The organism is Polaribacter sp. 2405UD43-2, from assembly GCF_058147125.1.
Genome location: NZ_JBYVJX010000003.1, coordinates 164,460 through 189,677, shown reverse-complemented (window position 1 = coordinate 189,677; position 25,218 = coordinate 164,460). Strand labels below are relative to the sequence as shown.

Sequence of the window (25,218 nt, the reverse complement as noted above, 5' to 3'; positions counted from 1 at the left end):
TTCCATAAGTAATAACTACCCACACTTAGAAGAACCACAATCTTTACAAGTTAAACATCCTTCTTGATAAATTAATTCTTTCGAATTACAATTATCGCAAGTTTGCCCTTTTGCTTCTGTACCATCTTCTACATAGCGTTTTAAAGCTCTTTGAACACCACTTTTCCATGTATTAATAGATGCTGAATCTAACTGTAAACTGTGTATTAATTCTACAATTTTATCAATAGGCATTCCATGGCGTAAGGTTCCAGAAATTAGTTTTGCATAATTCCAGAATTCTGGATTAAATTTGTGTGATAAACCTTCTATAGTTGTCTTATAACCTCGCTTATTTTTATATTGAAAATCGTAACGCGATGTTCCGTCTTCATTTCTATTTTTAATAATTAACCCTTTTTCTACCCAACGCGGAATTAAAATTCCGTCTTCATCATCTACTAAACCTGTAAAAATTTCATACGGTTTGTCATCAACCAAACCAACAAAAGCAATCCATTTTTCTTTTTTATTTTGAAAACGAACTACATCTGCTTCTAATGTTTGCGGACGCTTTGTAGGAAAATTAGAATCCGTTGTTTTGTCTTCTTTCTTTTCATCCGAAGAAATTAAAACTCCAGAACGAGAACCATCTCTATAAACAGTTACTCCTTTACAACCAACTTCCCAAGCTTTTAAATACAATTCGCCCACCAAATCTTCTGTAACTTCATTGGGTAAATTAACGGTAACACTAATAGAATGATCTACCCATTTTTGAATAGCTCCTTGCATTGTAACTTTACTCACCCAATTAATATCATTAGAAGTTGCTTTGTAATAAGGTGATTTTTTTACAAGCGCATTCAATTCTTCTTGTGTAAAATTCTTACTAGAATCTATATTATTTACTTCCATCCATTGTTTAAATCTGTGATGAAAAACAACATATTCTTCCCAAGAATCTCCTAACTCATCTACAAAATCTACTCTAACGTCTTTATCATTAGGATTTACTTTTTTTCTACGTTTATAGACAGGCATAAAAACAGGCTCTATACCAGAAGAAGTTTGGGTCATTAAACTTGTGGTTCCTGTTGGAGCAATGGTTAACAATGCAATATTTCTACGACCATATTCTAACATTTCGTAATATAGTTTACTATCTGCTTCTTTTAATCGTAAAATAAACGGATTTTCTTTTTCTCTTTCTGAATCGAAAATTGAAAATGCACCTCTTTCTTTTGCTAAATTTACAGAGGCTCTATAGGTTTCTATTCCTAAAGTTTTATGAACTTTTGTAGAAAAACTATTTCCTTGTTCACTTCCATAACGAATTCCTAAAGCAGCTAACATATCTCCTTCTGCAGTTATTCCTATTCCTGTTCTTCTACCTTCATAGGCTTTTTGTCTGATGTTTAACCACAGATTTTTTTCTGTTGCTTTTACAGTATCTAATTCTGGATCTGCATCAATTTTTGCTAAAATACCATCAATCTTTTCTAGTTCTAAATCAATGATATCGTCCATCATCCTTTGAGCAATAACAATATGTTTTTTAAACAATTTAAAATTGAATTTTGCTTTTTCGGTAAATGGATTTTCTACATAAGAAAACAAGTTTATTGCCAATAATCTACAAGAATCATAAGGACATAAAGGGATTTCTCCGCAAGGATTTGTAGAAACTGTTTTATAACCTAAATCTGCATAACAATCTGGCACAGATTCATTAATTATGGTATCCCAAAATAAGATTCCTGGTTCTGCAGATTTCCACGCATTGTGTACAATTTTTTTCCAAATCTTTGTAGCTTCAATTTCTTTTGTATATAAAGGATTTTTACTAAAAGTAGGATATTGCTGTTTGTATTTACCATTAGCTTTTACAGCTTTCATAAACGCATCGTCAATTCTTACGGAAACATTGGCACCTGTAACTTTACCTTGTTCTAGTTTTGCATCAATAAAATCTTCGGCATCTGGATGATTTATAGAAACCGACAACATTAAAGCACCTCTTCTACCATCTTGTGCAACTTCTCTTGTTGAGTTTGAGTAACGCTCCATAAAAGGTACAATTCCTGTGGATGTTAAGGCTGAATTTTTTACAGGAGAACCTTTTGGACGAATGTGTGATAAATCATGACCAACACCTCCTCTACGCTTCATTAACTGCACTTGCTCTTGGTCTATTTTCATTATTCCTCCGTAAGAATCTGATTCACCATCATTACCTATTACAAAACAATTAGATAAAGAAGCTATTTGAAAAGGATTCCCTATTCCTGCCATTGGACTTCCTTGTGGAACAATATATTTGAAGTTTTTAATGACTTCAAAAATTTCTGATTCTGTTAATGGATTTGAATATTTTTGCTCAATTCTTGCAATTTCTGATGCAATTCTTTGATGCATATCATTGGGGGTTTTCTCATAGATATTATCTTCAGAATCTTTTAAAGCATATTTATTTAGCCATACACTTGCAGCTAATTCATCGCCTTTAAAATAGTTAAGAGCAGCTTTTAAAGCCTCATCTCTAGAATATGTTTTTTTAGAAGATAGTACAGTTTTAGATTTCATTGTGTTTTAGGTAGTTTTAATTTGTTTTTGAGGAAATAAAAATCCTTAAAAAGCAACACCTAAAAGATGATAAATATCATAAAGTTTTCAGTAAAAAAACATAAAAAACTAATTACCAGAAACTTACAAACTTATCAACATAAAAAAGTTAACAAAAAAATTATACCTCCTAAAAATTAAAGTTGAGTTTCTTTTCTTCTAATTTTAATTTTCATAGTACCTTCAATAGGTTTATCTGTTACAAGTATTAGATAACCTGCACCACCTGCTCCTGCCAATTTCCAAGCCAAAGCTCTATTTTTATATTTTTCTATTTCTTTTTCAATTTTTTTGTTTAACATTTTAGGAAACATCGTTGTTTGAGCATTAAAAGATTTCAAAAATCCTTTAGAAAAACTATCTAAATCCTTATTTTTAATTGCTTCCCAAACTTGTTCAGATGCGTTTGTTAATTTTTTAACGTTTTCTTTATTAATATACGTTTCATTTAATAAGTCTAAATCTTTTTCTCTTGGCCATAACATAACCATACAAATATGGTTTTCTAACCAAGTAAGTATATTTTCTGAGTGGATAGATTCAAATTTTTTTGGCCAGTAAGCATTATCATAATAATGTCTTACAAGACCTGGCATACAAATACCTATAGCATCTTGGGCTCCAGATATAATTGTAGATCCTGGCGTGTTTTCAAACCTAAATAAAATTTCTGCTAATTTTTCTGGCTTATCAATTGGTAAATAATATGGCCATATTTTTTTTGCTGCATTTCTAGTAGAAGTAGACATACCACAACGTTCATTGTATTCGAAAATTGGCTCTAGAGATAATGTAATTGCCCATCCAGGATTAAATTTAGACACATAAGGTTGATCTATCCAAGTTCCTGCCAAATCTATTCTGTAAGGCAATGAGCAATTGTCTGCAGATCGAATTTTAGTTGTTGATCTTACAGGTAAATCTAAATCTGGCTCTCTACTTAAAACATACAATTCTATATTTAAATCTTTACATAGTTTTTCTTTTTCGGGAGAGTAGCCATCTTCATTTACTACAAAATAATCGGGCTTTAATTCTATTAAATCTTCTTTAAAATCTAAAATTCCAGAACCAGAATTTACAAAAGTTTTTTTAACATATTTTATAGCATCAATCATATAAATTCTTTCTCTTTCAGAATTTATTGTTTTTCTACCTTTTAAATCATCAATTGTATTATCGGAACCTATACCTACATACAAATCTCCAAATTTGGCGGCCTGCTTAAAAAAGGCAATATGTCCACTATGCAACATATCAAAACACCCTGAAACAAATACTTTTTTCTTCATATTTTTTATTAATACTCAAAAACTCCAAACTCACTTTTTATTGTAAGTTTTTTAGTTTCTGACGTTTTTACGCTACCAATAATTTTAGCTTCAACATTAAAAGATTTTGAGATCTTAATAATTTCTTCTGCAATTTCTGGAGAAACATACAGTTCCATTCTATGGCCACAGTTAAATACTTGATACATTTCTTTCCAATCTGTTTTAGATTGTTCTTGTATCAATTTAAATAAAGGCGGAACAGGAAATAGATTCTCTTTTACAATATGCAAATTATCTACAAAATGAAGAATTTTTGTTTGCGCGCCACCAGAACAATGAATCATTCCGTGTACTTCTTCCGAAGAAAATTTAGATAGAATTTCTTTTATAATTGGCGCATAGGTTCTTGTTGGAGACAATACCAACTTTCCAGCATCAATTGGAGAATTTTCCACCTCATCTGTCAATTTTGTATTTCCTGAATACACTAAATCTGTAGGAACAGCTGCATCAAAACTTTCTGGGTATTTTTCTGCTAAATATTTATGAAACACATCGTGTCTTGCAGACGTTAATCCGTTAGAACCCATTCCGCCGTTATATTCAGTTTCGTAAGTTGCTTGTCCAAAAGATTCTAAACCTACAATTACATCGCCAGCTTTTATATTTGCATTGTCAATTACATCAGTACGTTTCATACGTGCAGTTACCGTAGAATCTACAATAATTGTTCTTACTAAATCGCCAACATCGGCAGTTTCGCCACCAGTGGAATGAATGGTAACTCCAAACTTTTTAAGATCTTCAATCAGTTCTTCAGTTCCGTTTATTATTGCTGATAAAACTTCACCAGGAATTTTACTTTTATTTCTTCCAATTGTTGAAGAAAGCATAATATTATCAGTTGCACCTACACATAACAAATCGTCAATATTCATTATTAATGCGTCTTGTGCAATTCCTTTCCAAACGGAAACATCTCCAGTTTCTTTCCAATACATATAAGCTAAAGAAGATTTTGTTCCTGCGCCATCTGCATGCATAATTAAACAATAATCTTCATCATTTGTTAAATAATCTGGAACAATTTTGCAAAATGCTTTCGGAAATAATCCTTTATCTATATTCTTAATTGCATTGTGTACATCTTCTTTTGATGCAGAAACACCTCTTTGCGCGTATCTTTTAGAAACTTCTTTACTCATATTGTTGTGTTGTGAGGTGCAAATTTAGTCTTTTAGAAAAAAAAATCCCACGCTTGTGGGATTTAATTTTATCTGGTAAAAAGTAATTCTCTATATTTTGTTAATGGCCATAAATTATCATCAACCATTGTTTCTAATTTATCACAATGATAACGGATTTTCTCAAAAAACGGTTTCACTTTTTTACAATAATGTTCTGCCGATTTAAAACCAATTAGCTTTTTTGCTTTTTTTCGTTCATCTATCATTTTTAATGTTAGTGCATTAATTTCTGTAATATGATTAGAAATAATCATAATTAACTCAATTTGTTCTTTAGCAATATTTTTATAATCAGCTCCAAAAATTTCTTTTAAATTCTTGGTATTCTCTAACAAGGTATTTTGATATTTAATAGCCGTAGGAACAATATGATTTCTTGATACATCACCCAAAACTCTACTTTCTATCTGTAATCTTTTTGTATATTCTTCTAATTCAATTTCATAACGAGCTTCAACTTCAATTTTACTCATTACATCCATTTCATCATATAAATCGATTACATTTTTTGATACTTTAATTTTTAGTGCTTCTGGTGTAGTTTTATTATTACTTAAACCTCTTTTCTTTGCTTCTTTTTCCCAAGCTTGATTATAACCATCACCATCAAATCTAATTTTTTTTGATGCTTTAATATACTCTCTCAATACATTAAAAATAGCTTCGTCTTTCTTAAGATTTTTAGCATCTATTAATTCATCAACATCAATCTTAAACTCTTTTAATTGCTTGGCTACTATTGTATTTAAAACTGTCATTGGTGCTGCACAATTTGCCCAAGAACCAACTGCTCTAAATTCAAATTTATTACCCGTAAATGCAAATGGAGAGGTTCTGTTTCTGTCTGTATTGTCTAATAAAATTTCAGGAATTTTACCGATAATATTTAACTTTAAATCTGTTTTTTCTTGCGGTGACAGTCTGCCCTTGGTTACATTTTCTAATTCGTCTAAAACTGACGACAATTGAGAACCAACAAAAACAGAAATTATTGCAGGAGGCGCTTCATTAGCACCCAATCTATGCTCATTACTTGCAGAGGCAATAGATGCCCTGAGTAATTCTTCGTTTTCATATACAGCCTTAATTGTATTTACAAAAAAGGTTAAAAACTGTAAGTTTTTCATTGGTGTTTTTCCTGGGCTCAACAAATTGGTTCCGCTATCTGATGATAAAGACCAATTGTTATGCTTACCAGAACCATTAATTCCTGAAAAAGGTTTTTCATGAAATAATACTTTAAACTTATGTCTACGAGAAATTTTTTGCATTACATCCATCAATAAAGAATTATGATCTACCGCTAAATTAGCTTCTTCAAAAATAGGTGCTACTTCAAATTGATTTGGCGCTACTTCATTATGTCTTGTTTTTACAGGAATCCCCAGTAACATACATTCTTGCTCTAAATCTTGCATAAAACTCATAGCTCTAGATGGAATTGTTCCGAAATAATGATCATCTAATTGCTGTCCTTTTGCAGGCGTATGCCCCAATAAAGTTCTTCCTGTTAATTGAATATCTGGTCTTGAGTTTGCCAAAGCATCATCAATTAAAAAAAACTCTTGCTCCCAACCTAAAGTAGCAGAAACCTTCTTTGCATTTTTATCAAAATACTTACACACAGCTGTTGCGTGTGTATCTACCGCTTGCAAAGCTCTTAATAACGGCGTTTTATTATCTAAAGCCTCACCAGTATAAGCCACAAAAATTGTTGGAATACACAAAGTTGTTTCATAAATAAATGCTGGTGATGTTGGATCCCAAGCTGTGTAACCTCTTGCCTCAAAAGTATTTCTGATGCCTCCATTTGGAAAACTAGAAGCATCTGGTTCTTGCTGCACCAATTGCTCTCCATCAAACTTTTCCATAGCTAAACTACCATTGATAGATTCAAAAAAAGCATCGTGTTTTTCTGCAGTTGCACCTGTAAGTGGCTGAAACCAATGTGTATAATGGGTTGCACCTTTAGCCATTGCCCAATCTTTCATACTTACTGCAACTTGGTCTGCAATTTTTCTATCAATTTTAGTTCCATGTTCAATCGCATTCATTACACTTTCATACGCAGAACGTGTAAGATATTGTTGCATAGCATATTTATTAAATACATTTTTACCAAAAAGTGATGATCTTTTTTCTGTCTGAACAACTTTTAACGGCTCTCTCTTAAGAATTTCCTTTAAAGCATTGAATCTAATTCTTGACATATTACCAAAATTTTCTATTTATTTTTTATTTTATACAAATATACCCTTTCAAAATTAGGGATAAAATTATTTTTAATTGTTTTTTTACATTTACCCCCTTATTTTTTTGATATGTAATGAAATTATTTCATTTTTGCACCGTTAACATCACACATACAATTATTTATTATGGCAAAAATTAAATTAGAGTACATTTGGCTAGATGGTCATTTTCCTACTCAAAATATGAGAAGTAAAACGAAAGTTGAAGAACACGAAAATTTTCATGCAACTGTTGATGAGTTAGATAACTGGTCTTTTGACGGTAGTTCTACTGAACAAGCATCTGGAGGAGCATCTGATTGTTTACTAAAGCCCGTAGCAATTTACCCAGATCCTACAAGAACAAATGGTTACTTAGTAATGTCTGAAGTTTTAAGCGCAGATGGAACACCTCATCCTACTAATGCAAGAGCAAAAATTGACGATGATGATAATGATTTCTGGTTTGGTTTTGAGCAAGAATACTTTTTAATGGATGCTAAAACTGACCTTCCATTAGGTTTCCCACGTGGAGGTTTCCCAGGACCACAAGGTAAATACTACTGTTCTGTAGGCGGTAGATATACTTGGGGTAGAGATTTTGTTGAAGAACATGCTGACCTTTGTATTGAAGCTGGTTTAAACTTTGAAGGAATTAACCAAGAAGTTGCACCAGGACAATGGGAATTCCAATTGTTTGCTAAAGGAGCTAAAAAAGCTGGAGATGAAATTTGGGTAGCTCGTTATTTATTAGACAGATTAACTGAAAAATATGGTTACTATATTGAGTATCATCCAAAACCTGTAAAAGGAGATTGGAATGGCTCTGGAATGCACGCTAACTTCTCTAACACAACCTTAAGAACTTGTGGTTCTAAAGAAACTTATGAGAAAATTTGTGAAGCATTTAGACCTGTTACAGACGAACATATGGATGTTTATGGAGAGTTTAATGATGAGCGTTTAACTGGTTTACATGAAACTGCTCACGTTTCTGATTTCTCTTATGGAGTTTCTGATAGAGGTGCATCAATTAGAATACCAATTATTACTGTAGAAAAAGGATGGAAAGGTTGGTTAGAAGACAGAAGACCTGCTTCTAACGGAGATCCTTACAAAATTGCTGGTAGAATTATTAAGACTGTAAAGTCTGCTAAAATCTAATCAGAAATTAGAAATAAAAAAAGGTTCGCAAATGCGAACCTTTTTTTTTACAAAACTTTATTTGAATAAAAAAATTCTTGAAACGAACTATCCCAGAAGTAGAGCCATAGGGGTATTTCGCTCGTTTAATTTTATATTTAGATTCCCGTTTTCACGGGAATGACAATTTCAATGGAAACCCCAACACAAAGCGTCGAGGAATTCTTTTCAATTAAATAGTTTGATAAATAAACACAACATAAGCCACCAATAAAATAACTCCATCTTTCCAATTTAAGCGATATCCTTTTGGAAAAAATACCAAAGGAAGTACAATAAAAGAAATTCCTAACATCCAAAAAATATCACTTGTTAACAAACCCTCATCCGCAACAGCAACAGGTGTTATCATAGAAGTTATTCCTAAAACAGCCAAAATATTAAACACATTAGAACCAATTAAATTTCCTAATGATATTGCTTTTTCTTTTTTTAAAACCGCAATAACTGATGCCGCCAACTCAGGAATACTTGTACCTATAGAAACCACAGTAACACCAATAACTCTTTCACTTACCCCAAATTCTGTTGCTAAAGAAGTAGCTCCTTTTATCAATAATTCTGAACCACCCCACAACCCTACTCCACCAATTACTAAGAATAAGGCAATTTTATACAAAGGTAAAGGTTCGTCATCTTCAGGCAATTCATCTACAACTGCAGTAGTCTGAAAACGCAACAAATAGATTAAAAAAATAATTAAAAAAGAAAACAAAACTACACCTTCTGTTTGCGTAATTACTTTATCACCACTTAAAAAAAAGAATAGTAATACAGATGCAATCATCATTACAGGCCAATCGGTTTTGTAAAAACTTTTTTGCACTTGCATTGTAGCTAATAGTAAAGTTATACCTAAAACCAAACCTAAATTTGCAATATTAGAACCTATTACATTACCCAAAGCTAAATCTGAAGAACCACTTAAAGCTGCATTTACACTAACAATAAGCTCGGGAGCAGATGTAGCAAAAGAAACCACTGTCATACCAATTACAATTTTTGGAATCTCTAATTTAAGTGATAATGCTACCGCTGATTTTAATAACCAATTACCTCCAAAAATCAACAAGATTAAACCAGCAATTATTAACAAAAAGTTCATCAATTTTAATTTTTGACGAAGATACATTTTTATCACTCTAAGCTAAAGAGAAAAAATCAAAAGGCACAAAAATTAATTCTCAAGAACTAACTTCCTTTTACATTTTAAAAATCACACTTCATCTTCCTTTGTTTAATTACATTTTTAAATAATTACATAAAAACAAATTACAATTTAAAACACTTTAAAAGAAAAATAAGTTTCATTTTAAAACTAATACTGTTTTTATAGTTTCAAATTATAAATCAAATTGATAAATAGTTTAAAAAATATTTGTGGACAATATTCCAATCATCATATATTGATAAAACAATTTCGAAATTGACCTTAATTACTAACTCAAAAAACACATTTATTATGATTATTATCTTACTAAAACTAATTGAAACTGTCTCTGAAATTATATTTCAAATTTTGTTTTAATTCGTAAAAAATAAAACATTAGAAAAGGAAAAAGAAAGTAGTTTACCAAAAAACAACTCAACTATTAAAAGATTGAGTTGTTTATTTTCAGTAAATTTGGTTAATAATTTACAAACAATGAAAAAACAAGTCTACAAGACGCTTGCTAAAATTAACAAATCGATACTACCTTCTTACACCAAGAAAGGATTGGATATTTCTAAAGCATCCAAAATTCAATTAGCAATAATTGGATGGAGAGCTTTTGTAACTTTAAATTCACTTGATTAAAAAAATTAAATTATGACAACAGAACACATTAAAATATTTTCAGGATCTTCTATTATAATTAAAGGTTTACAAAACTTGTTAGATGACCATAAAATTCACTATATAATTAAAAATCAATTTGAATCTGCAAGGTTGGCTGGTTTTGCTGAACAAATGAATTCTGTAGAATTATACATTTTAAGCTCAGACAAAGAAAAAGCACAGCCTATTGTAGATGTTTACAAAGCTAAAATAAATTCATAAAAAAACACATTGAGCTTTCAATTTTAAAAAAAATACTATTATATTTGGAGCCGCTTAAGGCCATGTGGCGCAACTGAATAGCGCATCTGATTACGGCTCAGAAGGTTGCAGGTTTGAATCCTGCCATGGTCACAAAACTCATCTTTTATAGGTGAGTTTTTTTTATTTAAAAGAGCATCTTTTTTTATAAAAAATAAAAAAGACCCTGAATAAAAATCCAAGGCCTTTTTGTCTAACCAAACTTAGTATAAAAACTAACTACTACTATCTTTAAGAATCTTTTTAGATCCGTATATTATCCCAACTAAAAACAGTACCCAAGTAATACCATCTATTGGCAATCCTGGAGGCGGAGGTGGTGGCACTGGTGGTGGCACAGCCTGCGAATATCCTATTAACGGAAACATAATTATTACCCCAATTATTATGATTCTTTTTAACACCTTTTTACTGTTTCTCATTTATATGACTCATATTTTCTATAAAAGTCACTACAAATAAAAATAAAATATAAGGTTTTTTTAAATCTTTTCGGCGAATGGTAGTTTAATGAAGATATTGCTTAATCATTAGTCGATGTTCGGAAATACTTTTATCGTAGTTTTCTACCAATAATTCTAATATTTCTGGCGAGTTTACGCCAATATCTTTTTTATGATGATATCTAGAAACATATAAGCTATAGGATGAAGATTTTTTTTCAAAAATTAAAAAATGAGTTGCATTTAATTCTGAAAAAGAGATTTCATTCCCTGAAAAAGTATTTGATTTATCTAAGAAGAAATCGGAAAATTCGTAATATTTAAAAACATTTTCCATTTATTATACGAGTTCAGCAGATAAACCCAGTTGCAATAACTTAGAACATCTTGGTTCTAAATCTTTATATTCACCAGATTTTACCGTACACTTACCTTTGTAGTGTACTAAAATTGTGCATTGTTCTGCTTGTTCTAAAGTATGATCACAAACATTCATTAAGGATTCTATTACAAAATCAAAAGTATTTACTTCATCATTATGTAAAACAATTTCATATTGATGTGCTTCTTGCTCTAAAACATCAACTTTTTCTTGAATTTTTTCCTTTGTACTCATATGACAAAAATAACGAATATTTTTTATTCTTTATTATACTTTAACGCAACCCAATTATTACGTTCTATATAAGTTTCTAACTTTAAACTGTATTTTAAAACTTCTGCATCAATTATTGGAATGTCTTCTTGATAAAAACCACTCAGTAACAAAACTCCGTTTTCACTTAAACAATTGGTGTAGGTTTTCATATCCATCAATAAAATATTTCTGTTGATGTTGGCAATAATAACATCATACTTTTTATTGATTAAGAGTGATGAATCTCCTTCAAAAACTGAAATATGTTTACAGTTATTTCTCTCAACATTTTCTAAAGAATTCTCATAACACCAATTATCAATATCAATGGCGTCTATAGGATTTGCGCCTTTCATTTCAGCAAAAATTGCTAAAATTCCTGTTCCACAACCCATATCCAAAGTTTTCTTATTTTTTAAATCTAATTGCAATAAATGTTGCACCATCATATGTGTTGTTTCATGATGCCCTGTGCCAAAACTCATTTTTGGTTCGATTACAATATCGTATTTTAAATTTGGATTTTGATGAAATGGTGCTCTTATACTTACTAAATCATCAACTTGAATTGGTGCAAAATTCTTTTCCCACTCTGCATTCCAGTTGGTTTGTGCAACTTCTTTTTGATTGTATTCAATAGAAAACTCATCAGAATTTAAAACAAAAATAGCATCTAAAATATTGTTATTCCACTCCCCTTTTTGAATGTATGCTGTAACTCCATTATCATTTTCAACAAAACTCTCAAAACCCACAGCACCTAATTCAGCAATTAAAATTTCTGTGGCTGGTTCTTTTGGTTTTACTGTAAAATTGTATTCTATATAAATGTTATCCATAAAATTATCATCAAAAAAAATGCATCAAGATTTTAAAATCTCGATGCAAATTTATTGTAAATATCTTTAAAAAGACGTTTAAATAGCTTTAATAATTCCTGTAAAATCATCAACATTTAAAGCTGCTCCACCAATTAAACCACCATCTACATCTGGTTTAGAAAAAATTTCTTCAGCATTTGCTGGTTTTACACTTCCTCCGTATAAAATAGAAACTTCATCAGCAACTTCTTTGTTGTATTGTTTTTCTATAATACTTCTAATAAAAGCGTGCATTTCTTGCGCTTGTTCTGCACTTGCGGTTTCACCTGTACCAATTGCCCAAACTGGCTCGTAAGCCAAAATAATGCTTTTCCAAGCTGCTGATTCTAAATGAAATAACGCATTTTTTAATTGACTTTCTACTACTGCAAAATGGTTTTCTGATTTTCTATCTTCTAACAATTCTCCAAAGCAAAAGATTGTTTCTAATTTATTTGCGATAATTGCATCTACTTTTGCAGCTAAAGATTCATCTGTTTCATTAAAGTAAGTTCTTCTTTCTGAATGCCCTAAAATAACGGTTTTAATTCCGATTGCTTTTAACATATCTGCAGAAATTTCTCCTGTAAAAGCGCCGTTTTTAGCTTGATGCATATTCTGAGCAACAACTTCTATTTTAGATTTTTTTGCCACTTTTATAGAAGATGATAAGTTTACAAAAGTAGGAGCAACAATTACACGCGTATTTTTAAGTTTTTGTTTTTTAATTGCTTTTTTTAAATTTTTGATAAGTTTTCTACTTTCTTTCTTATCATTATTCATTTTCCAGTTTCCTGCTACTATTTTTGTTCTCATAATTCTAATTTTATTACCTAAAATATTGGTATTTATCTATTTTTAAATTCGGTTGTAAATTTAAGAAATGATCTACCAAAAAACCGACAGAAAAGCAAATAGTTACTAAAACGTTTTATATTGATTTTTTTAAAGCTTCTATTATTTTTTTATCAGCAGCATTTGTTGCTTTAAATAGTGCAATTTTTCCGTTTTCATCAACAATAATATATCTAGGAATCCAGCGTAGTTTTAAGAAATTTGCCAAATCACCCTTTTTCATACCTTTTGGCAAACTATAGTGTTCTCCTTTTATATGATAGCGTTTTACAGCTCTTTTCCAAATTGCAACCCTTTCATCAACAGATAAAAACACAAACGCTACTTCTGGAAATTCTTTTTGAAGTTTTTTAACTTTTGGCAAACCTTCTAAACAATCTCTACACCAAGCTGCCCATACATCAATAACTATTTTTTTTCCTTTATGATTTTCTATAACTTGCTTAAAAGTAGTAATTTTTTCATTTAAATCATACATTTTTTCATTTAAAGCTTTTTCCGAAAACTCTACTGGAGTTTCAAAATTACAACTCGTAAATACGAATAGAACAATTAGTGCTATTTTTTTGAACATAAATTAATTTTTATTTTTTGTCTTACATTTTCTACTTTACTTACAATTCTTGGTATAAGAGCAAAAATACCTACTTTTGTATCACTTTTTAGAAAACGAATGACAACACAAGAACTTATTACCCAGATTAGAAAGAAAAAATCATTTTTATGTATAGGGTTAGATGTAGATTTAAATAAAATTCCACCTCATCTTTTAGAAAAGGAAGATCCTATTTTCGAGTTTAACAAAGCCATTATTGATGCTACACAACATTTATGTGTTGCCTACAAACCTAACACTGCTTTTTATGAAGCTTATGGTTTAAAAGGATGGAAATCTTTAGAAAGAACAATTAATTATTTAAACAAAAAGTATCCAGAAATTTTTACAATTGCAGATGCAAAACGTGGTGATATTGGCAACACATCTACAATGTATGCCAAAGCTTTTTTTGAAGATTTAGCTTTTGATTCTGTGACAGTTGCTCCTTATATGGGCAAGGATTCTGTAGAGCCTTTTTTAGCTTTTAATAATAAGCACACTATTATGTTGGCTTTAACTTCTAACGAAGGTGCTTTCGATTTTCAAACTAAAAAAGTGGATGCTAAAGAATTGTATAAACAAGTTTTAGAAACTTCTAAAAACTGGAAAAATTCTGAAAACTTAATGTATGTTGTGGGAGCCACAAAGGCAATGTATTTTAAAAAAATTAGAAAAATTGTTCCAGATAGTTTTTTATTAGTTCCTGGTGTTGGTGCGCAAGGTGGAAATTTACAAGATGTTTGCAAATATGGATTGTCTGAAAATATTGGGTTACTAATTAATTCTTCTAGAGGAATTATTTATGCTTCTAAAAACACTGATTTTGCAGACAAAGCTGCTTTGAAAGCAGCGGAATTACAAAGGCAAATGGAAGAAATATTAAATAAATAGTTTGAAAAATTTCCAAGATCAAATTGGAAGATTTATAGAATTAAAAAAAATTCCTAAACGAATCGTTTCTCTTGTTCCAAGTCAAACAGAATTATTGGTTGATTTAGGCTTAGAAGATAGTATTGTTGGCGTTACTAAATTCTGTGTTCATCCAAATTATATAAGAAAAAATAAAACTATTGTTGGTGGCACAAAAAATATTAAGGTTACTGTTTTAAGAGAACTTCAACCAGATATTATTCTTTGTAACAAAGAAGAAAACTCTAAAGAAGTAGTAGCTATTTGTGAGCAAATTGCTCCCACTCACATATCTAACATTTACACAATTAATGATGCTTTAGCGCTTATTAATGTATATGGAGATATTTTTGATGTAGCAAAAAATGCTTCTGCTATTATTAAAAAAATAAGGTTTCTCTTAAAAGATTTTGAGCAATTTATCAATCAAAAAGAAATAAAAAAAGTTGCTTATTTTATTTGGAAAAACCCTTGGATGGTTGCCGCAAATAACACTTTTATAAATTGCCTATTACAATTAAATAAATTTGAAAATGCTTTTGAGAAAAAAGAACGTTATCCAGAAATTACTATTGATAAAATAAATAAAGTTGATGTAATTTTATTGTCTTCAGAGCCTTATCCTTTCCAAGAAAAACACATCAAAGAGTTAAAACAAATAGCACCAAACAGTAATATTTTATTGGTTGATGGAGAAATGTTTTCTTGGTACGGAAGCAGATTACTAAAAGTTTTCGATTACTTTAAAACATTAAGAAACAATCTCTAAAAGGAACTATTAAATTTTAATAACCTTATAATTAAACACTTTTTTTGATTTAGAAATTTTTAAAAAATAAATTCCTTTTTGTAAGTGAGTAACGTTTTTTGATATCCTCGTTTTTTCTAATAAAAAAATAGCCATTTCTTTTCCTAAAGACGAATAGAGAATTGCTTTGCTACCAATAAAATTATTCGGAATTTTTATTCTTAAATCATTTTTTATTGGATTAGGATAGACTTTAATTTTATCCTCTAAAAGAGGTTTGTTAACATTTAAACTATTATCTGCCTGATAAACTCTAATATAATCTATTAACATAGAACTACTTGTAAAAGTACTTTCTATACTTGGTTGAATTGCAATGTTTAATAAAAAATACTGGTCTTTATTAAAAGGCCAAGTGCTGGCATTTTTTACAGTAGGATTGTAAGTATAATGTACAACATCATCTACACTAAAAACCATTTTTTCTGGCGTCCAAACTAATTTATAAATGTGAAATTCTGTTGATGCTGTGGCTATAGTTTGACCTCCGTGATTTACTGTTCCGCCAAAACTAGAAGGTGTGTGCATAGCACTTTGTACAAAATTTTGATTGTGCCCCCAATGTTCCATAATATCTATTTCGCCACAAGCTGGCCAAGCTGTTGTTCCGTAAGTATTTGCCCAATAACCACCAGGTTCTGTAATGTTTTTTCCTAACATCCAAATGGCGGGCCAAGTGCCAACGCCAGAAGGCAGTTTCGCTCTAACTTCTACTTTACCATAAGTAAAAGCAAACTTAGAATTTAATCTTGCTGATGTATATTGTTTTGTATGTCCTTGATCTGAAAAACTTTCCTTTTTTGCTACAATATTCAATTTACCATTGGCAACATAAGAATTATCTATTCTGTTTGTATAATGCTGAATTTCTCCATTAAACCAACTTCCTCCACTTGGTAATTTTGTTTGATGAAACCATTTTTCGGAATCAATGACACCAGTTGTATCAAACTCATCAGACCAAACCAATTTTGTGAAATTTGTATTAATTTCTGGTTCATCCTCTTTTTTAGAAACTTTTAGCTGAAAATCGTCTATATACGCAACAACTTTATCATTATTGTTTTCACCATTTACTTGTATTAAAACTCTATTAAAATCGGTTCTTTCGGTTGGATTTTTAGAACTTGCATCTAAATTTTTAAAATTATCATTCTTAAAATCAAAACTAATTTCTTGCCAAGCATCTAAAGTTATTAGTTTAATTATTTCTGATTGAGTAGACCAAGGTGCCGCAATAGTATTGTTTTGTAACTTTAATGAAACCTGATTGGTTTGATTACCCGTAATTCCTGATGATGGAACATAAATTTTGATTAAAAAAGTACTTTTTGTTGATAAATCGAAATTTGTAGCAACATCAAATCGAACATTTGCATATTGCCCACCTGTGTCATTATATTTTAAAACTTTTGATGAAGAATTGATTCCTGTTTGATACGGATTTGAAAATGGAACTTCAAAATTACATTCATCTCCTACCCAAGTATTTACTGTAATATTTCCTTCAAAATCATCATCTACATTTTGAGAAAAACTTGTGAAATAAAAAATTGATACTAAAAGAAATACATAATTTTTCATAAACTTAAAAGTGATATCTTTAGACATCAAAGAAAACAAATCCTTTATCCTGCTCCAAAATTAACACCTATACATAAACAATACACGCAAAAAAAAGTCTCTGAAAAAACTCAGAGACTGTAATCTTTTTTATAAATAAATTAGACCTATTTATTGTCTTGCAAAGCAAAAACCTGACGTAATAAAGCTGTATTTCGTAATCCCACTTTTTCACGAATTCCTTTTTCTTCTATCTCTATCATCGTAAAAACTCCTTTTAAAGCTTGGTTGGTAACATACTGTGTTAAATCTGGGTTTACTTTCTTTACAAAAGGAATAGAATTGTATTTAGAAATTAAATTACTCCAAATTTTATCTGCTCCTACTTTAGCAAATGAGTTTTTTATAACTGGGCTAAAACTATTATACAAAGCAGTATTTGTTTTTCCTTGCAAATAAGAAGTTGCCGCATTTTGATCTCCTAAAAGAATATTTTTAGCATCCGTAAAAGTGATCTCTTTTACAGCATTTACAAAAATTGGTGTTGCCGTTTTTACAGCATCTTCTGCTGCTCTGTTTAAAACTTTTATTCCTTCATCGGCTAAATTACTTAAACCTATTTTGCGTAAACCTTTATCTACAGCTTGTAATTCTTGAGGTAACAAAATTTTAACCAACTGATTTCTATAAAATCCATCTTTTGATGTTAATTTAGAAACCTGATTTTTTATACCATTGTCTAAAGCTTGTCGTAAACCATTACCAATTTGTTCTTGACTTAAAACGCCTCCACTTGGTAAATTATTAACAACTTTTTGCAATTCAGCACATCCAGCAAACTGAATTGCCACAACTAAAACTAAAATTCTTTTTATCATTTTTATATTTTATCTATTTATTTAGAAACTTATTTACACTAAAAGTCACTTTATTTTTTTAAACGAATCTGTTTTTTTATCATAACCGTAAGGACAATGTTTACAGCCACTTTTACAACAATATCCTCTTTTTAAATGATACTTTTCTGTAAAAACTCTATAGCCTTGTTCATTAAAATAAAAATCTTCCTTTTCTAAAGGAATTCTTTGATTATACATCTTGCAAAAGTATTATTTTAATCCATAAAAAAAGCGTTCTTATAGAACGCTTTTAAATTTTATTTTTCTTGACCTGGAGGAAATCTTGAAATTATTTCTTTTACAAACTCTTTAATTCTAGCCTCTTTTTTTGCCCTATTCTGAAGCTTTAAAGCTCCTGAGCCAATTCCTTGCCAAACCAATTCTTTTTTTTGTTTGTCTATAAAATCTATAAATAAAGTTCCTTGTGTGTATTGACTAACGTTAATATTGTTATTCATTCCTCCCCACCAAGGATTCCAGCCCCAACCCCAGCCAAAACCTACATTAGCTTGGTTTACATTTACCTTTTGTCTTGATTTTGTAAAAATACCCACAAGCATATCAGGATTGTTAGATTTTGTAAATCCTTTAGCTAACAATTCTGTTTCTATGGCTCTTAAAATTCTTTTTTTATCTAAATCAGAAATTTCTGCTTTGTCTATTTCTGGTTTGTAAAAAGCAAATGTTTTATACTTGTTAAAATCAACTTTAGTATCATAATCAGTAACAACTTTTACAGTACTACAAGATGATAAAACTACAATACTTAATAATAGAAGGATACTTTTTTTCATAATGATAAGTTTTAAATTATTGAATTTATCAAAGCATCATCAACTAAATTAGGAAGTGTAACTTTTAAACTTTTTTCTGATTTCATTGCTCTTTTTATTGCAAAAATAGCTTCATCATTTCTTGCCCAACTTCTTCTTGAAATTCCGTTATTTACATCCCAAAAAAGCATTGATTCTAAACGCTTTGATGCTGCTTTAGTACCATCAAGAAGTATGCCAAATCCGCCATTAATAACTTCACCCCAACCAACGCCACCTCCATTATGAATAGAAACCCAAGTGGCGCCTCTAAAACTATCTCCAATAACATTTTGTATTGCCATATCTGCAGTGTAACGCGAACCATCGTAAATATTAGAAGTCTCTCTGTAAGGTGAATCTGTACCAGAAACATCATGATGATCTCTACCTAAAACAACTGCTCCAATTTTTCCTTTTTTAATGGCTTTGTTAAATGCTTTGGCAATTTTTATACGTCCCTCTGCATCTGCATAAAGTATTCTTGCTTGAGAACCCACAACCAATTTATTTTCTTGTGCGCCTTTTATCCATTGAATATTATCAGCCATTTGTTGCTGAATTTCTTTTGGAGAATTCTTTTTAATTTTCTCTAAAACTTTACAAGCAATAGCGTCTGTTTTTGCTAAATCTTCTGGTTTTCCTGAAGTACAAACCCATCTAAATGGACCAAAACCATAATCAAAACACATAGGCCCCATAATATCTTGCACATAACTTGGGTACTTAAATTCTCTTCCTAAAGTTGGATTTGGATTCATAACATCTGCTCCTGCTCTACTGGCTTCTAACAAAAATGCGTTTCCGTAGTCAAAGAAATACGTTCCTTTTTCGGTGTGTTTATTAATTGCTTTGGCGTGTCTTCTTAATGTTTTTTGAACTTCTTCTTTAAATTTCTTCGGATTTTCTGCCATCATTTCATTAGCATCATCAAAAGAAATATCAACCGGATAATAACCTCCTGCCCAAGGATTGTGCAATGATGTTTGATCTGATCCTAAATCTATATGAATATTCGCTTCATCAAACTTTTCCCATACTTCTACAATATTTCCTAAATAAGCAATTGATACAACTTCTTTATTTTCTTTTGCAACTTTTACACGTGCAACCAATTCGTCTAAATCCGTTATTTTTTCATCAATCCAACCTTGCTCTAAACGAATTTGTGTAATCTTCGGATTTACTTCTGCACAGACAGTAATACAACCTGCAATATTACCAGCTTTTGGTTGCGCACCAGACATTCCGCCTAAACCTGCCGTAACAAATAAGTTACCTTTTGGCTCTTTATTTATTTTCCTAAAACCGTTTAAAACAGTAATGGTGGTTCCGTGTACAATTCCCTGTGGGCCAATGTACATATAACTTCCAGCAGTCATTTGTCCGTATTGAGAAACTCCCAAAGCATTCATTTTTTCCCAATCGTCTGGTTTTGAATAATTCGGAATTACCATTCCGTTGGTAACCACAACTCTTGGTGCGTTTTTGTTGGATGGAAATAATCCCATTGGATGTCCAGAATACATCACCAAAGTTTGTTTATTTGTCATTTCAGACAAATATTTCATAGTTAGTAAATATTGTGCCCAATTTTGAAAAACAGCGCCATTGCCACCATAAGTTATTAATTCGTGTGGATGTTGCGCCACAGCATCATCTAAATTATTTTGAATCATTAACATAATAGATTTTGCTTGTTCAGATTTTCCTGGATACTCAGCAATATCTCTCGCTTTCATTGTATAATCTGGGCGAAAACGATACATATAAATACGACCAAATTTGTCTAATTCTTCAGTAAATTCGGGTAATAATTCTGCGTGATGTTTTTTATCAAAATAACGTAACGCATTTTTTAAAGCTAATTTCTTCTCTTCAGTAGTTAATATTTCTTTTCTTTTTGGAGCGTGATTTACTGATGCATCATACTCTTTTATATTTGGAAGTTTGGTAGGAATACCTTGGCATATTTGTTCTTTAAATGTCATTTTTAGGTGTTTTTGTTTTTTAGATATCACAATTTGTGATAAAAAAGTTTTACTTAATTGCACTAAAAAAAATGAAAAACTATGGATAGCGAATATCTGCTCTATGGTATTGAGCTTCAATTCTCTTTTTATATTTTAAGCAAACAAAATCCATTTTAATGAAGTTTTTACAAATATATTTATTTTGGGGTGATTATTGTTTACTTTTAAATAATGATTTTTATTTCTAAATATATTGTTCCAAAAGGCTTTACAGGAATCACTTTATTTCCTTTTATTTTTCTAAAAAGAAAAGATTTAAAAGAAGATAAGAACCTCATTAACCACGAAAAAATTCATTTAAAACAACAACTAGAACTTTTAATTGTATTTTTTTACCTTTTTTATGGCTTAGAATGGTTAATAAAATATGTAAAGTACAAAAATGGATATCTTGCTTATAAAAACTTAAGTTTTGAACGAGAAGCATATCAAAATGAAAAAGATTATAGATATTTAAAATCTAGAAAAATTTGGGCTTTTATTAAATATTTATAATTTTTAAAGATTTCTTATTTATTTTGAGAAATTCGTAAATTGCACATCTAAAATTAAACATTTATTACGAATGGAACAAATAACTCCTTATAAACCTAAACATAAAGTACGCATTGTAACTGCTGCATCATTATTTGATGGTCATGATGCTGCTATCAATATTATGCGTAGAATTATTCAATCTACAGGAGTTGAAGTCATACATTTAGGTCATGATAGATCTGTAGAAGAGGTGGTTAATTGTGCCATACAAGAAGATGTAAATGCCATTGCAATGACTTCTTATCAAGGAGGCCATAATGAGTATTTTAAATATATGTACGATTTGTTAAAAGAAAAAGGTGCAAGTCATATCAAGATTTTTGGTGGTGGTGGTGGTGTAATTCTTCCTGAAGAAATTAAAGATTTGATGGATTATGGAATTACTCGAATTTATTCTCCTGATGATGGAAGAGAATTGGGTTTGCAAGGAATGATAAATGACCTTGTTAAAAAATCGGAAAGCCCATCTTTAATCCTTCCCAAAGAGAAGGGAAAAGCCTCCCTTAATCCCTCCAAAGGAGAGAAGCACTCTGCAGGAAAAGTTTGCAATGAAGATGGAGATTGGTTACTAGATTTAGGAAAAGAAAAAGTTTTAGAAAATTTAAAAAACAAAGATATCAATACCATTGCAAGATTAATTTCTCTAGCAGAAAATAACCACAAAGATTTTCAGCAACTTTTCCCACAAGAGTATTTCTCCCCTTTGGGGAAATTAAAAGGAGATTCTCCTGTTTTAGGAATTACAGGAACAGGTGGTGCAGGAAAATCTTCTTTGGTTGATGAATTAGTTCGCAGGTTTTTAATCGATTTTCCAAACAAAACTGTTGGAATCATTTCTGTGGATCCATCCAAAAGAAAAACGGGTGGCGCATTATTAGGCGATCGTATTCGTATGAACTCCATCAATAATGAACGTGTTTATATGCGTTCTTTAGCAACGCGTCAATCTAATTTAGCCTTATCAAAATATGTAAATGAAGCTGTACAAGTTTTAAAAGCTGCTGAGTTTGATTTAATTATTTTAGAAACTTCTGGTATTGGACAATCTGATACAGAAATTATTGAGCATTCTGATACTTCTTTGTATGTAATGACTCCAGAATTTGGAGCTGCAACGCAGTTAGAAAAAATCGATATGTTAGATTTTGCAGATTTAGTTGCTATTAATAAATTTGATAAAAGAGGTGCTTTAGATGCAGTAAGAGATGTAAAAAAACAATATATGCGTAACAATAATTTGTGGCATATTCATCAAGATGATTTGCCAGTTTATGGCACAATTGCATCGCAATTTAACGATCCTGGAATGAATACTTTGTACAAAAGTATTATGGATAAGTTGGTTGAAAAAACCAATGCAGATTTAAAATCCTCAATGGAAATTACCAAAGAAATGTCTGAAAAGATATTTGTAATTCCGCCCAATAGAGTGCGTTATTTATCTGAAATAGCTGAAGACAATAGAGCTTACAATAAAAATGTAGACCAACAAGTTGTTGTTGCTCAAAAATTATACGGTATTTATCAAACTATTTTATCTATTCTAAATGTCACGTTGAGCGCAGTCGAGACGTCTTTCCTTTCTAAAAACGGAATTGACCAAGATGAGATTCTGAAACAAGTTCAGAATGACGAACAAGAGTTTGTTAAGCTTTTAATCACTCAATTTGATAAAGTAAAACTAAATCTTGACAACCATAATTGGGAAGTTATTCTAAATTGGCAAGAAAAAGTTCAGAAATACAAAAACCCAATTTACAAGTTTAAAGTACGTGATAAAGAAATTAATATAAAAACGCATTCTGAATCACTTTCACACACACAAATACCTAAAGTTGCGTTGCCAAAATACCAAGCTTGGGGAGATTTATTAAGATGGAATTTACAAGAAAATGTTCCTGGAGAATTTCCTTACGCAGCAGGTTTATATCCGTTTAAAAGAACTGGTGAGGATCCTACAAGAATGTTTGCTGGCGAAGGCGGACCTGAAAGAACAAACCGTAGATTTCATTATGTGAGTTTAGGAATGGACGCAAAACGACTTTCTACTGCTTTTGATTCTGTTACTTTATACGGAAATGACCCTGGACACAGACCTGATATTTATGGTAAAATTGGAAATGCAGGCGTTTCTATTTGTTGTTTAGATGATGCTAAAAAATTGTATTCGGGTTTCGATTTAAGTCACTCAATGACCTCTGTTTCTATGACCATAAATGGACCTGCACCAATGTTGTTAGGTTTTTTTATGAATGCTGCCATTGATCAGAATTGTGAGAAATACATCAAAGAAAATAAACTTGAAAAACTGGTTGAAGCGAAATTCAAAGAAGTATACGATGCTAAAGGTTTAGAAAGACCTGTTTATCAAGGAAAATTACCTGAAGGAAATGATGGTTTAGGCTTGATGTTATTGGGTTTAACGGGTGATTTAGTTTTACCTTCTGAGGTTTATCAACAAATAAAAAAAGACACTTTAGCGCAAGTTAGAGGAACCGTACAAGCAGATATTTTAAAAGAAGACCAAGCACAAAATACCTGTATTTTTTCTACGGAATTTGCGCTTCGTTTAATGGGTGATGTACAAGAATATTTTATAGAAAAACAAGTTCGTAATTTTTATTCAGTTTCTATTTCTGGATATCATATTGCAGAAGCTGGCGCAAATCCAATTACACAATTGGCATTAACATTGTCTAACGGGTTTACCTATGTTGAGTATTATTTAAGTCGCGGAATGGACATCAACAAATTTGGTCCTAACTTGTCATTCTTTTTCTCTAACGGAATTGACCCAGAATATTCAGTAATTGGTAGAGTTGCTCGTAAAATTTGGGCAAAAGCAATGAAAAATAAATACGGGGCAAATTCTAGAGCACAAATGTTAAAATATCATATTCAGACTTCGGGTCGTTCTTTACACGCGCAAGAGATTGATTTTAATGACATTAGAACAACATTGCAAGCTTTATACGCAATTAACGATAATTGTAATTCTTTACATACAAATGCCTATGATGAAGCCATAACAACACCAACTGAAGAATCTGTAAGAAGAGCCATGGCAATTCAATTAATCATCAACAAAGAATTAGGATTGACAAAGAATGAAAACCCAATTCAAGGTGCTTTTATTATAGAAGAATTAACAGATTTAGTGGAAGAAGCTGTTTTACAAGAATTTGATAGAATTACAGAACGTGGAGGCGTTTTAGGAGCTATGGAAACAATGTATCAGCGTTCTAAAATACAAGAAGAAAGTTTGTATTATGAGACTTTAAAACACAATGGAGATTTTCCTATTATTGGTGTAAATACGTTTTTGAGTTCTAAGGGTTCACCTACAGTTCAACCAGCAGAAATTATTCGTGCAACTGAAGATGAGAAGCAATTCCAGATTCAAACCAAAGAATTATTAAACAAAGTAAATCCGAATAAAGTTGTGGAACAAATCGCAATTTTGCAAGAAGCTGCCATTCAAAATAAAAATTTATTTGACAAGTTAATGGAAGCTACTAAAGTCTGTTCTTTAGGACAAATTACAGAAGCTTTGTTTAAAGTTGGAGGGCAATACAGACGAAATATGTAAGCAGAGAACCAATACTACTTTTTAGCGTTATTGCGT

The 25,218-nt window shown here is 30.8% G+C and carries 23 protein-coding genes and 1 tRNA gene; 8 read left to right on the top strand and 16 right to left on the bottom strand.

Annotation, left to right across the window (positions count from 1 at the left end; all coding sequences use genetic code 11):
• Window positions 1–15 precede the first annotated feature (15 nt).
• The 4 genes from ACY2RX_RS06085 to ACY2RX_RS06070 all read right to left on the bottom strand — a co-directional run bounded on the left by ACY2RX_RS06085 (window position 16) and on the right by ACY2RX_RS06070 (window position 7,335).
• Entirely contained in the window at window positions 16–2,565 is a 2,550-nt protein-coding gene (locus tag ACY2RX_RS06085; protein WP_490103082.1) for an adenosylcobalamin-dependent ribonucleoside-diphosphate reductase, read from the bottom strand.
• 176 nt (window positions 2,566–2,741) lie between these two features.
• Window positions 2,742–3,896: an FAD synthase family protein gene (locus ACY2RX_RS06080; RefSeq protein ID WP_490103081.1), complete on the bottom strand. Its 1,155-nt coding sequence runs from the start codon at window positions 3,894–3,896 to the stop codon at window positions 2,742–2,744.
• An 8-nt stretch (window positions 3,897–3,904) separates the two neighbouring features.
• On the bottom strand, window positions 3,905–5,083 hold the full coding sequence (locus ACY2RX_RS06075) for an AIR synthase related protein (protein ID WP_490103080.1): 1,179 nt from the start codon (window positions 5,081–5,083) through the stop codon (window positions 3,905–3,907).
• Window positions 5,084–5,151: 68 nt separating this feature from the next.
• A complete protein-coding gene (locus ACY2RX_RS06070) occupies window positions 5,152–7,335 on the bottom strand; it encodes a glutamine synthetase III family protein (protein WP_490103079.1) in 2,184 nt (727 codons plus the stop codon).
• A gap of 168 nt (window positions 7,336–7,503) precedes the next feature.
• Between ACY2RX_RS06070 and ACY2RX_RS06065 the strand changes: the two genes are divergently transcribed.
• On the top strand, window positions 7,504–8,520 hold the full coding sequence (locus ACY2RX_RS06065; protein WP_490103078.1) for a glutamine synthetase beta-grasp domain-containing protein: 1,017 nt from the start codon (window positions 7,504–7,506) through the stop codon (window positions 8,518–8,520).
• A 211-nt stretch (window positions 8,521–8,731) separates the two neighbouring features.
• Here ACY2RX_RS06065 and ACY2RX_RS06060 read toward each other — a convergent pair whose 3' ends face one another.
• A complete protein-coding gene (locus ACY2RX_RS06060) occupies window positions 8,732–9,664 on the bottom strand; it encodes a calcium/sodium antiporter (protein ID WP_490103077.1) in 933 nt (310 codons plus the stop codon).
• A gap of 540 nt (window positions 9,665–10,204) precedes the next feature.
• Between ACY2RX_RS06060 and ACY2RX_RS06055 the strand changes: the two genes are divergently transcribed.
• The 3 genes from ACY2RX_RS06055 to ACY2RX_RS06045 all read left to right on the top strand — a co-directional run bounded on the left by ACY2RX_RS06055 (window position 10,205) and on the right by ACY2RX_RS06045 (window position 10,732).
• Window positions 10,205–10,357, top strand: a complete 153-nt coding sequence (locus ACY2RX_RS06055; RefSeq protein WP_490103076.1) for an SsrA-binding protein — start codon at window positions 10,205–10,207, stop codon at window positions 10,355–10,357.
• A gap of 12 nt (window positions 10,358–10,369) precedes the next feature.
• Complete coding sequence (locus ACY2RX_RS06050) at window positions 10,370–10,600, top strand: putative signal transducing protein (protein WP_490103075.1); 231 nt, start codon at window positions 10,370–10,372, stop codon at window positions 10,598–10,600.
• Between the two features lie 58 nt (window positions 10,601–10,658).
• A tRNA-Arg gene (locus ACY2RX_RS06045) sits at window positions 10,659–10,732 on the top strand.
• Between the two features lie 122 nt (window positions 10,733–10,854).
• Here ACY2RX_RS06045 and ACY2RX_RS06040 read toward each other — a convergent pair.
• From ACY2RX_RS06040 to ACY2RX_RS06015, 6 genes are all read right to left on the bottom strand, one after another.
• On the bottom strand, window positions 10,855–11,007 hold the full coding sequence (locus ACY2RX_RS06040) for a PID-CTERM protein-sorting domain-containing protein (RefSeq protein ID WP_490103074.1): 153 nt from the start codon (window positions 11,005–11,007) through the stop codon (window positions 10,855–10,857).
• A 139-nt stretch (window positions 11,008–11,146) separates the two neighbouring features.
• Window positions 11,147–11,419 (bottom strand): hypothetical protein, encoded by a 273-nt coding sequence (locus tag ACY2RX_RS06035; protein WP_490103073.1) that lies wholly within the window; start codon window positions 11,417–11,419, stop codon window positions 11,147–11,149.
• A gap of 3 nt (window positions 11,420–11,422) precedes the next feature.
• The gene (locus tag ACY2RX_RS06030; protein WP_490103072.1) at window positions 11,423–11,698 is read right to left on the bottom strand and encodes an ATP-dependent Clp protease adaptor ClpS; all 276 of its coding nucleotides are present in this window, start codon (window positions 11,696–11,698) and stop codon (window positions 11,423–11,425) included.
• A gap of 23 nt (window positions 11,699–11,721) precedes the next feature.
• Complete coding sequence (gene prmA / locus ACY2RX_RS06025; protein ID WP_490103071.1) at window positions 11,722–12,558, bottom strand: 50S ribosomal protein L11 methyltransferase; 837 nt, start codon at window positions 12,556–12,558, stop codon at window positions 11,722–11,724.
• A gap of 78 nt (window positions 12,559–12,636) precedes the next feature.
• A complete protein-coding gene (tpiA, locus tag ACY2RX_RS06020) occupies window positions 12,637–13,395 on the bottom strand; it encodes a triose-phosphate isomerase (RefSeq protein WP_490103070.1) in 759 nt (252 codons plus the stop codon).
• Between the two features lie 115 nt (window positions 13,396–13,510).
• Entirely contained in the window at window positions 13,511–14,008 is a 498-nt protein-coding gene (locus tag ACY2RX_RS06015; RefSeq protein ID WP_490103069.1) for a TlpA family protein disulfide reductase, read from the bottom strand.
• A 99-nt stretch (window positions 14,009–14,107) separates the two neighbouring features.
• Between ACY2RX_RS06015 and pyrF the strand changes: the two genes are divergently transcribed.
• Together pyrF and ACY2RX_RS06005 are read left to right on the top strand one after the other, a co-directional pair.
• A complete protein-coding gene (gene pyrF, locus ACY2RX_RS06010; protein ID WP_490103068.1) occupies window positions 14,108–14,923 on the top strand; it encodes an orotidine-5'-phosphate decarboxylase in 816 nt (271 codons plus the stop codon).
• Window position 14,924: 1 nt separating this feature from the next.
• A complete protein-coding gene (locus ACY2RX_RS06005) occupies window positions 14,925–15,710 on the top strand; it encodes an ABC transporter substrate-binding protein (RefSeq protein ID WP_490103067.1) in 786 nt (261 codons plus the stop codon).
• 9 nt (window positions 15,711–15,719) lie between these two features.
• Here the strand turns inward: ACY2RX_RS06005 and ACY2RX_RS06000 are convergent, their stop codons facing one another.
• The 5 genes from ACY2RX_RS06000 to hutU form a co-directional block, all read right to left on the bottom strand.
• On the bottom strand, window positions 15,720–17,333 hold the full coding sequence (locus ACY2RX_RS06000; RefSeq protein WP_490103066.1) for a family 16 glycosylhydrolase: 1,614 nt from the start codon (window positions 17,331–17,333) through the stop codon (window positions 15,720–15,722).
• A 146-nt stretch (window positions 17,334–17,479) separates the two neighbouring features.
• Window positions 17,480–18,190, bottom strand: a complete 711-nt coding sequence (locus ACY2RX_RS05995) for a DUF4197 domain-containing protein (RefSeq protein ID WP_490103065.1) — start codon at window positions 18,188–18,190, stop codon at window positions 17,480–17,482.
• Window positions 18,191–18,235: 45 nt separating this feature from the next.
• On the bottom strand, window positions 18,236–18,409 hold the full coding sequence (locus ACY2RX_RS05990) for a C1orf53 family protein (protein ID WP_490103064.1): 174 nt from the start codon (window positions 18,407–18,409) through the stop codon (window positions 18,236–18,238).
• A gap of 59 nt (window positions 18,410–18,468) precedes the next feature.
• The gene (locus ACY2RX_RS05985; protein WP_490103063.1) at window positions 18,469–19,005 is read right to left on the bottom strand and encodes a DUF4136 domain-containing protein; all 537 of its coding nucleotides are present in this window, start codon (window positions 19,003–19,005) and stop codon (window positions 18,469–18,471) included.
• 11 nt (window positions 19,006–19,016) lie between these two features.
• Complete coding sequence (gene hutU / locus ACY2RX_RS05980) at window positions 19,017–21,014, bottom strand: urocanate hydratase (RefSeq protein ID WP_490103062.1); 1,998 nt, start codon at window positions 21,012–21,014, stop codon at window positions 19,017–19,019.
• Between the two features lie 213 nt (window positions 21,015–21,227).
• Here hutU and ACY2RX_RS05975 point away from each other — a divergent pair, with 213 nt between their 5' ends.
• Together ACY2RX_RS05975 and ACY2RX_RS05970 are read left to right on the top strand one after the other, a co-directional pair.
• Complete coding sequence (locus ACY2RX_RS05975; RefSeq protein ID WP_490103061.1) at window positions 21,228–21,551, top strand: hypothetical protein; 324 nt, start codon at window positions 21,228–21,230, stop codon at window positions 21,549–21,551.
• A 70-nt stretch (window positions 21,552–21,621) separates the two neighbouring features.
• On the top strand, window positions 21,622–25,182 hold the full coding sequence (locus tag ACY2RX_RS05970) for a methylmalonyl-CoA mutase family protein (protein ID WP_490103060.1): 3,561 nt from the start codon (window positions 21,622–21,624) through the stop codon (window positions 25,180–25,182).
• Window positions 25,183–25,218 lie beyond the last annotated feature (36 nt).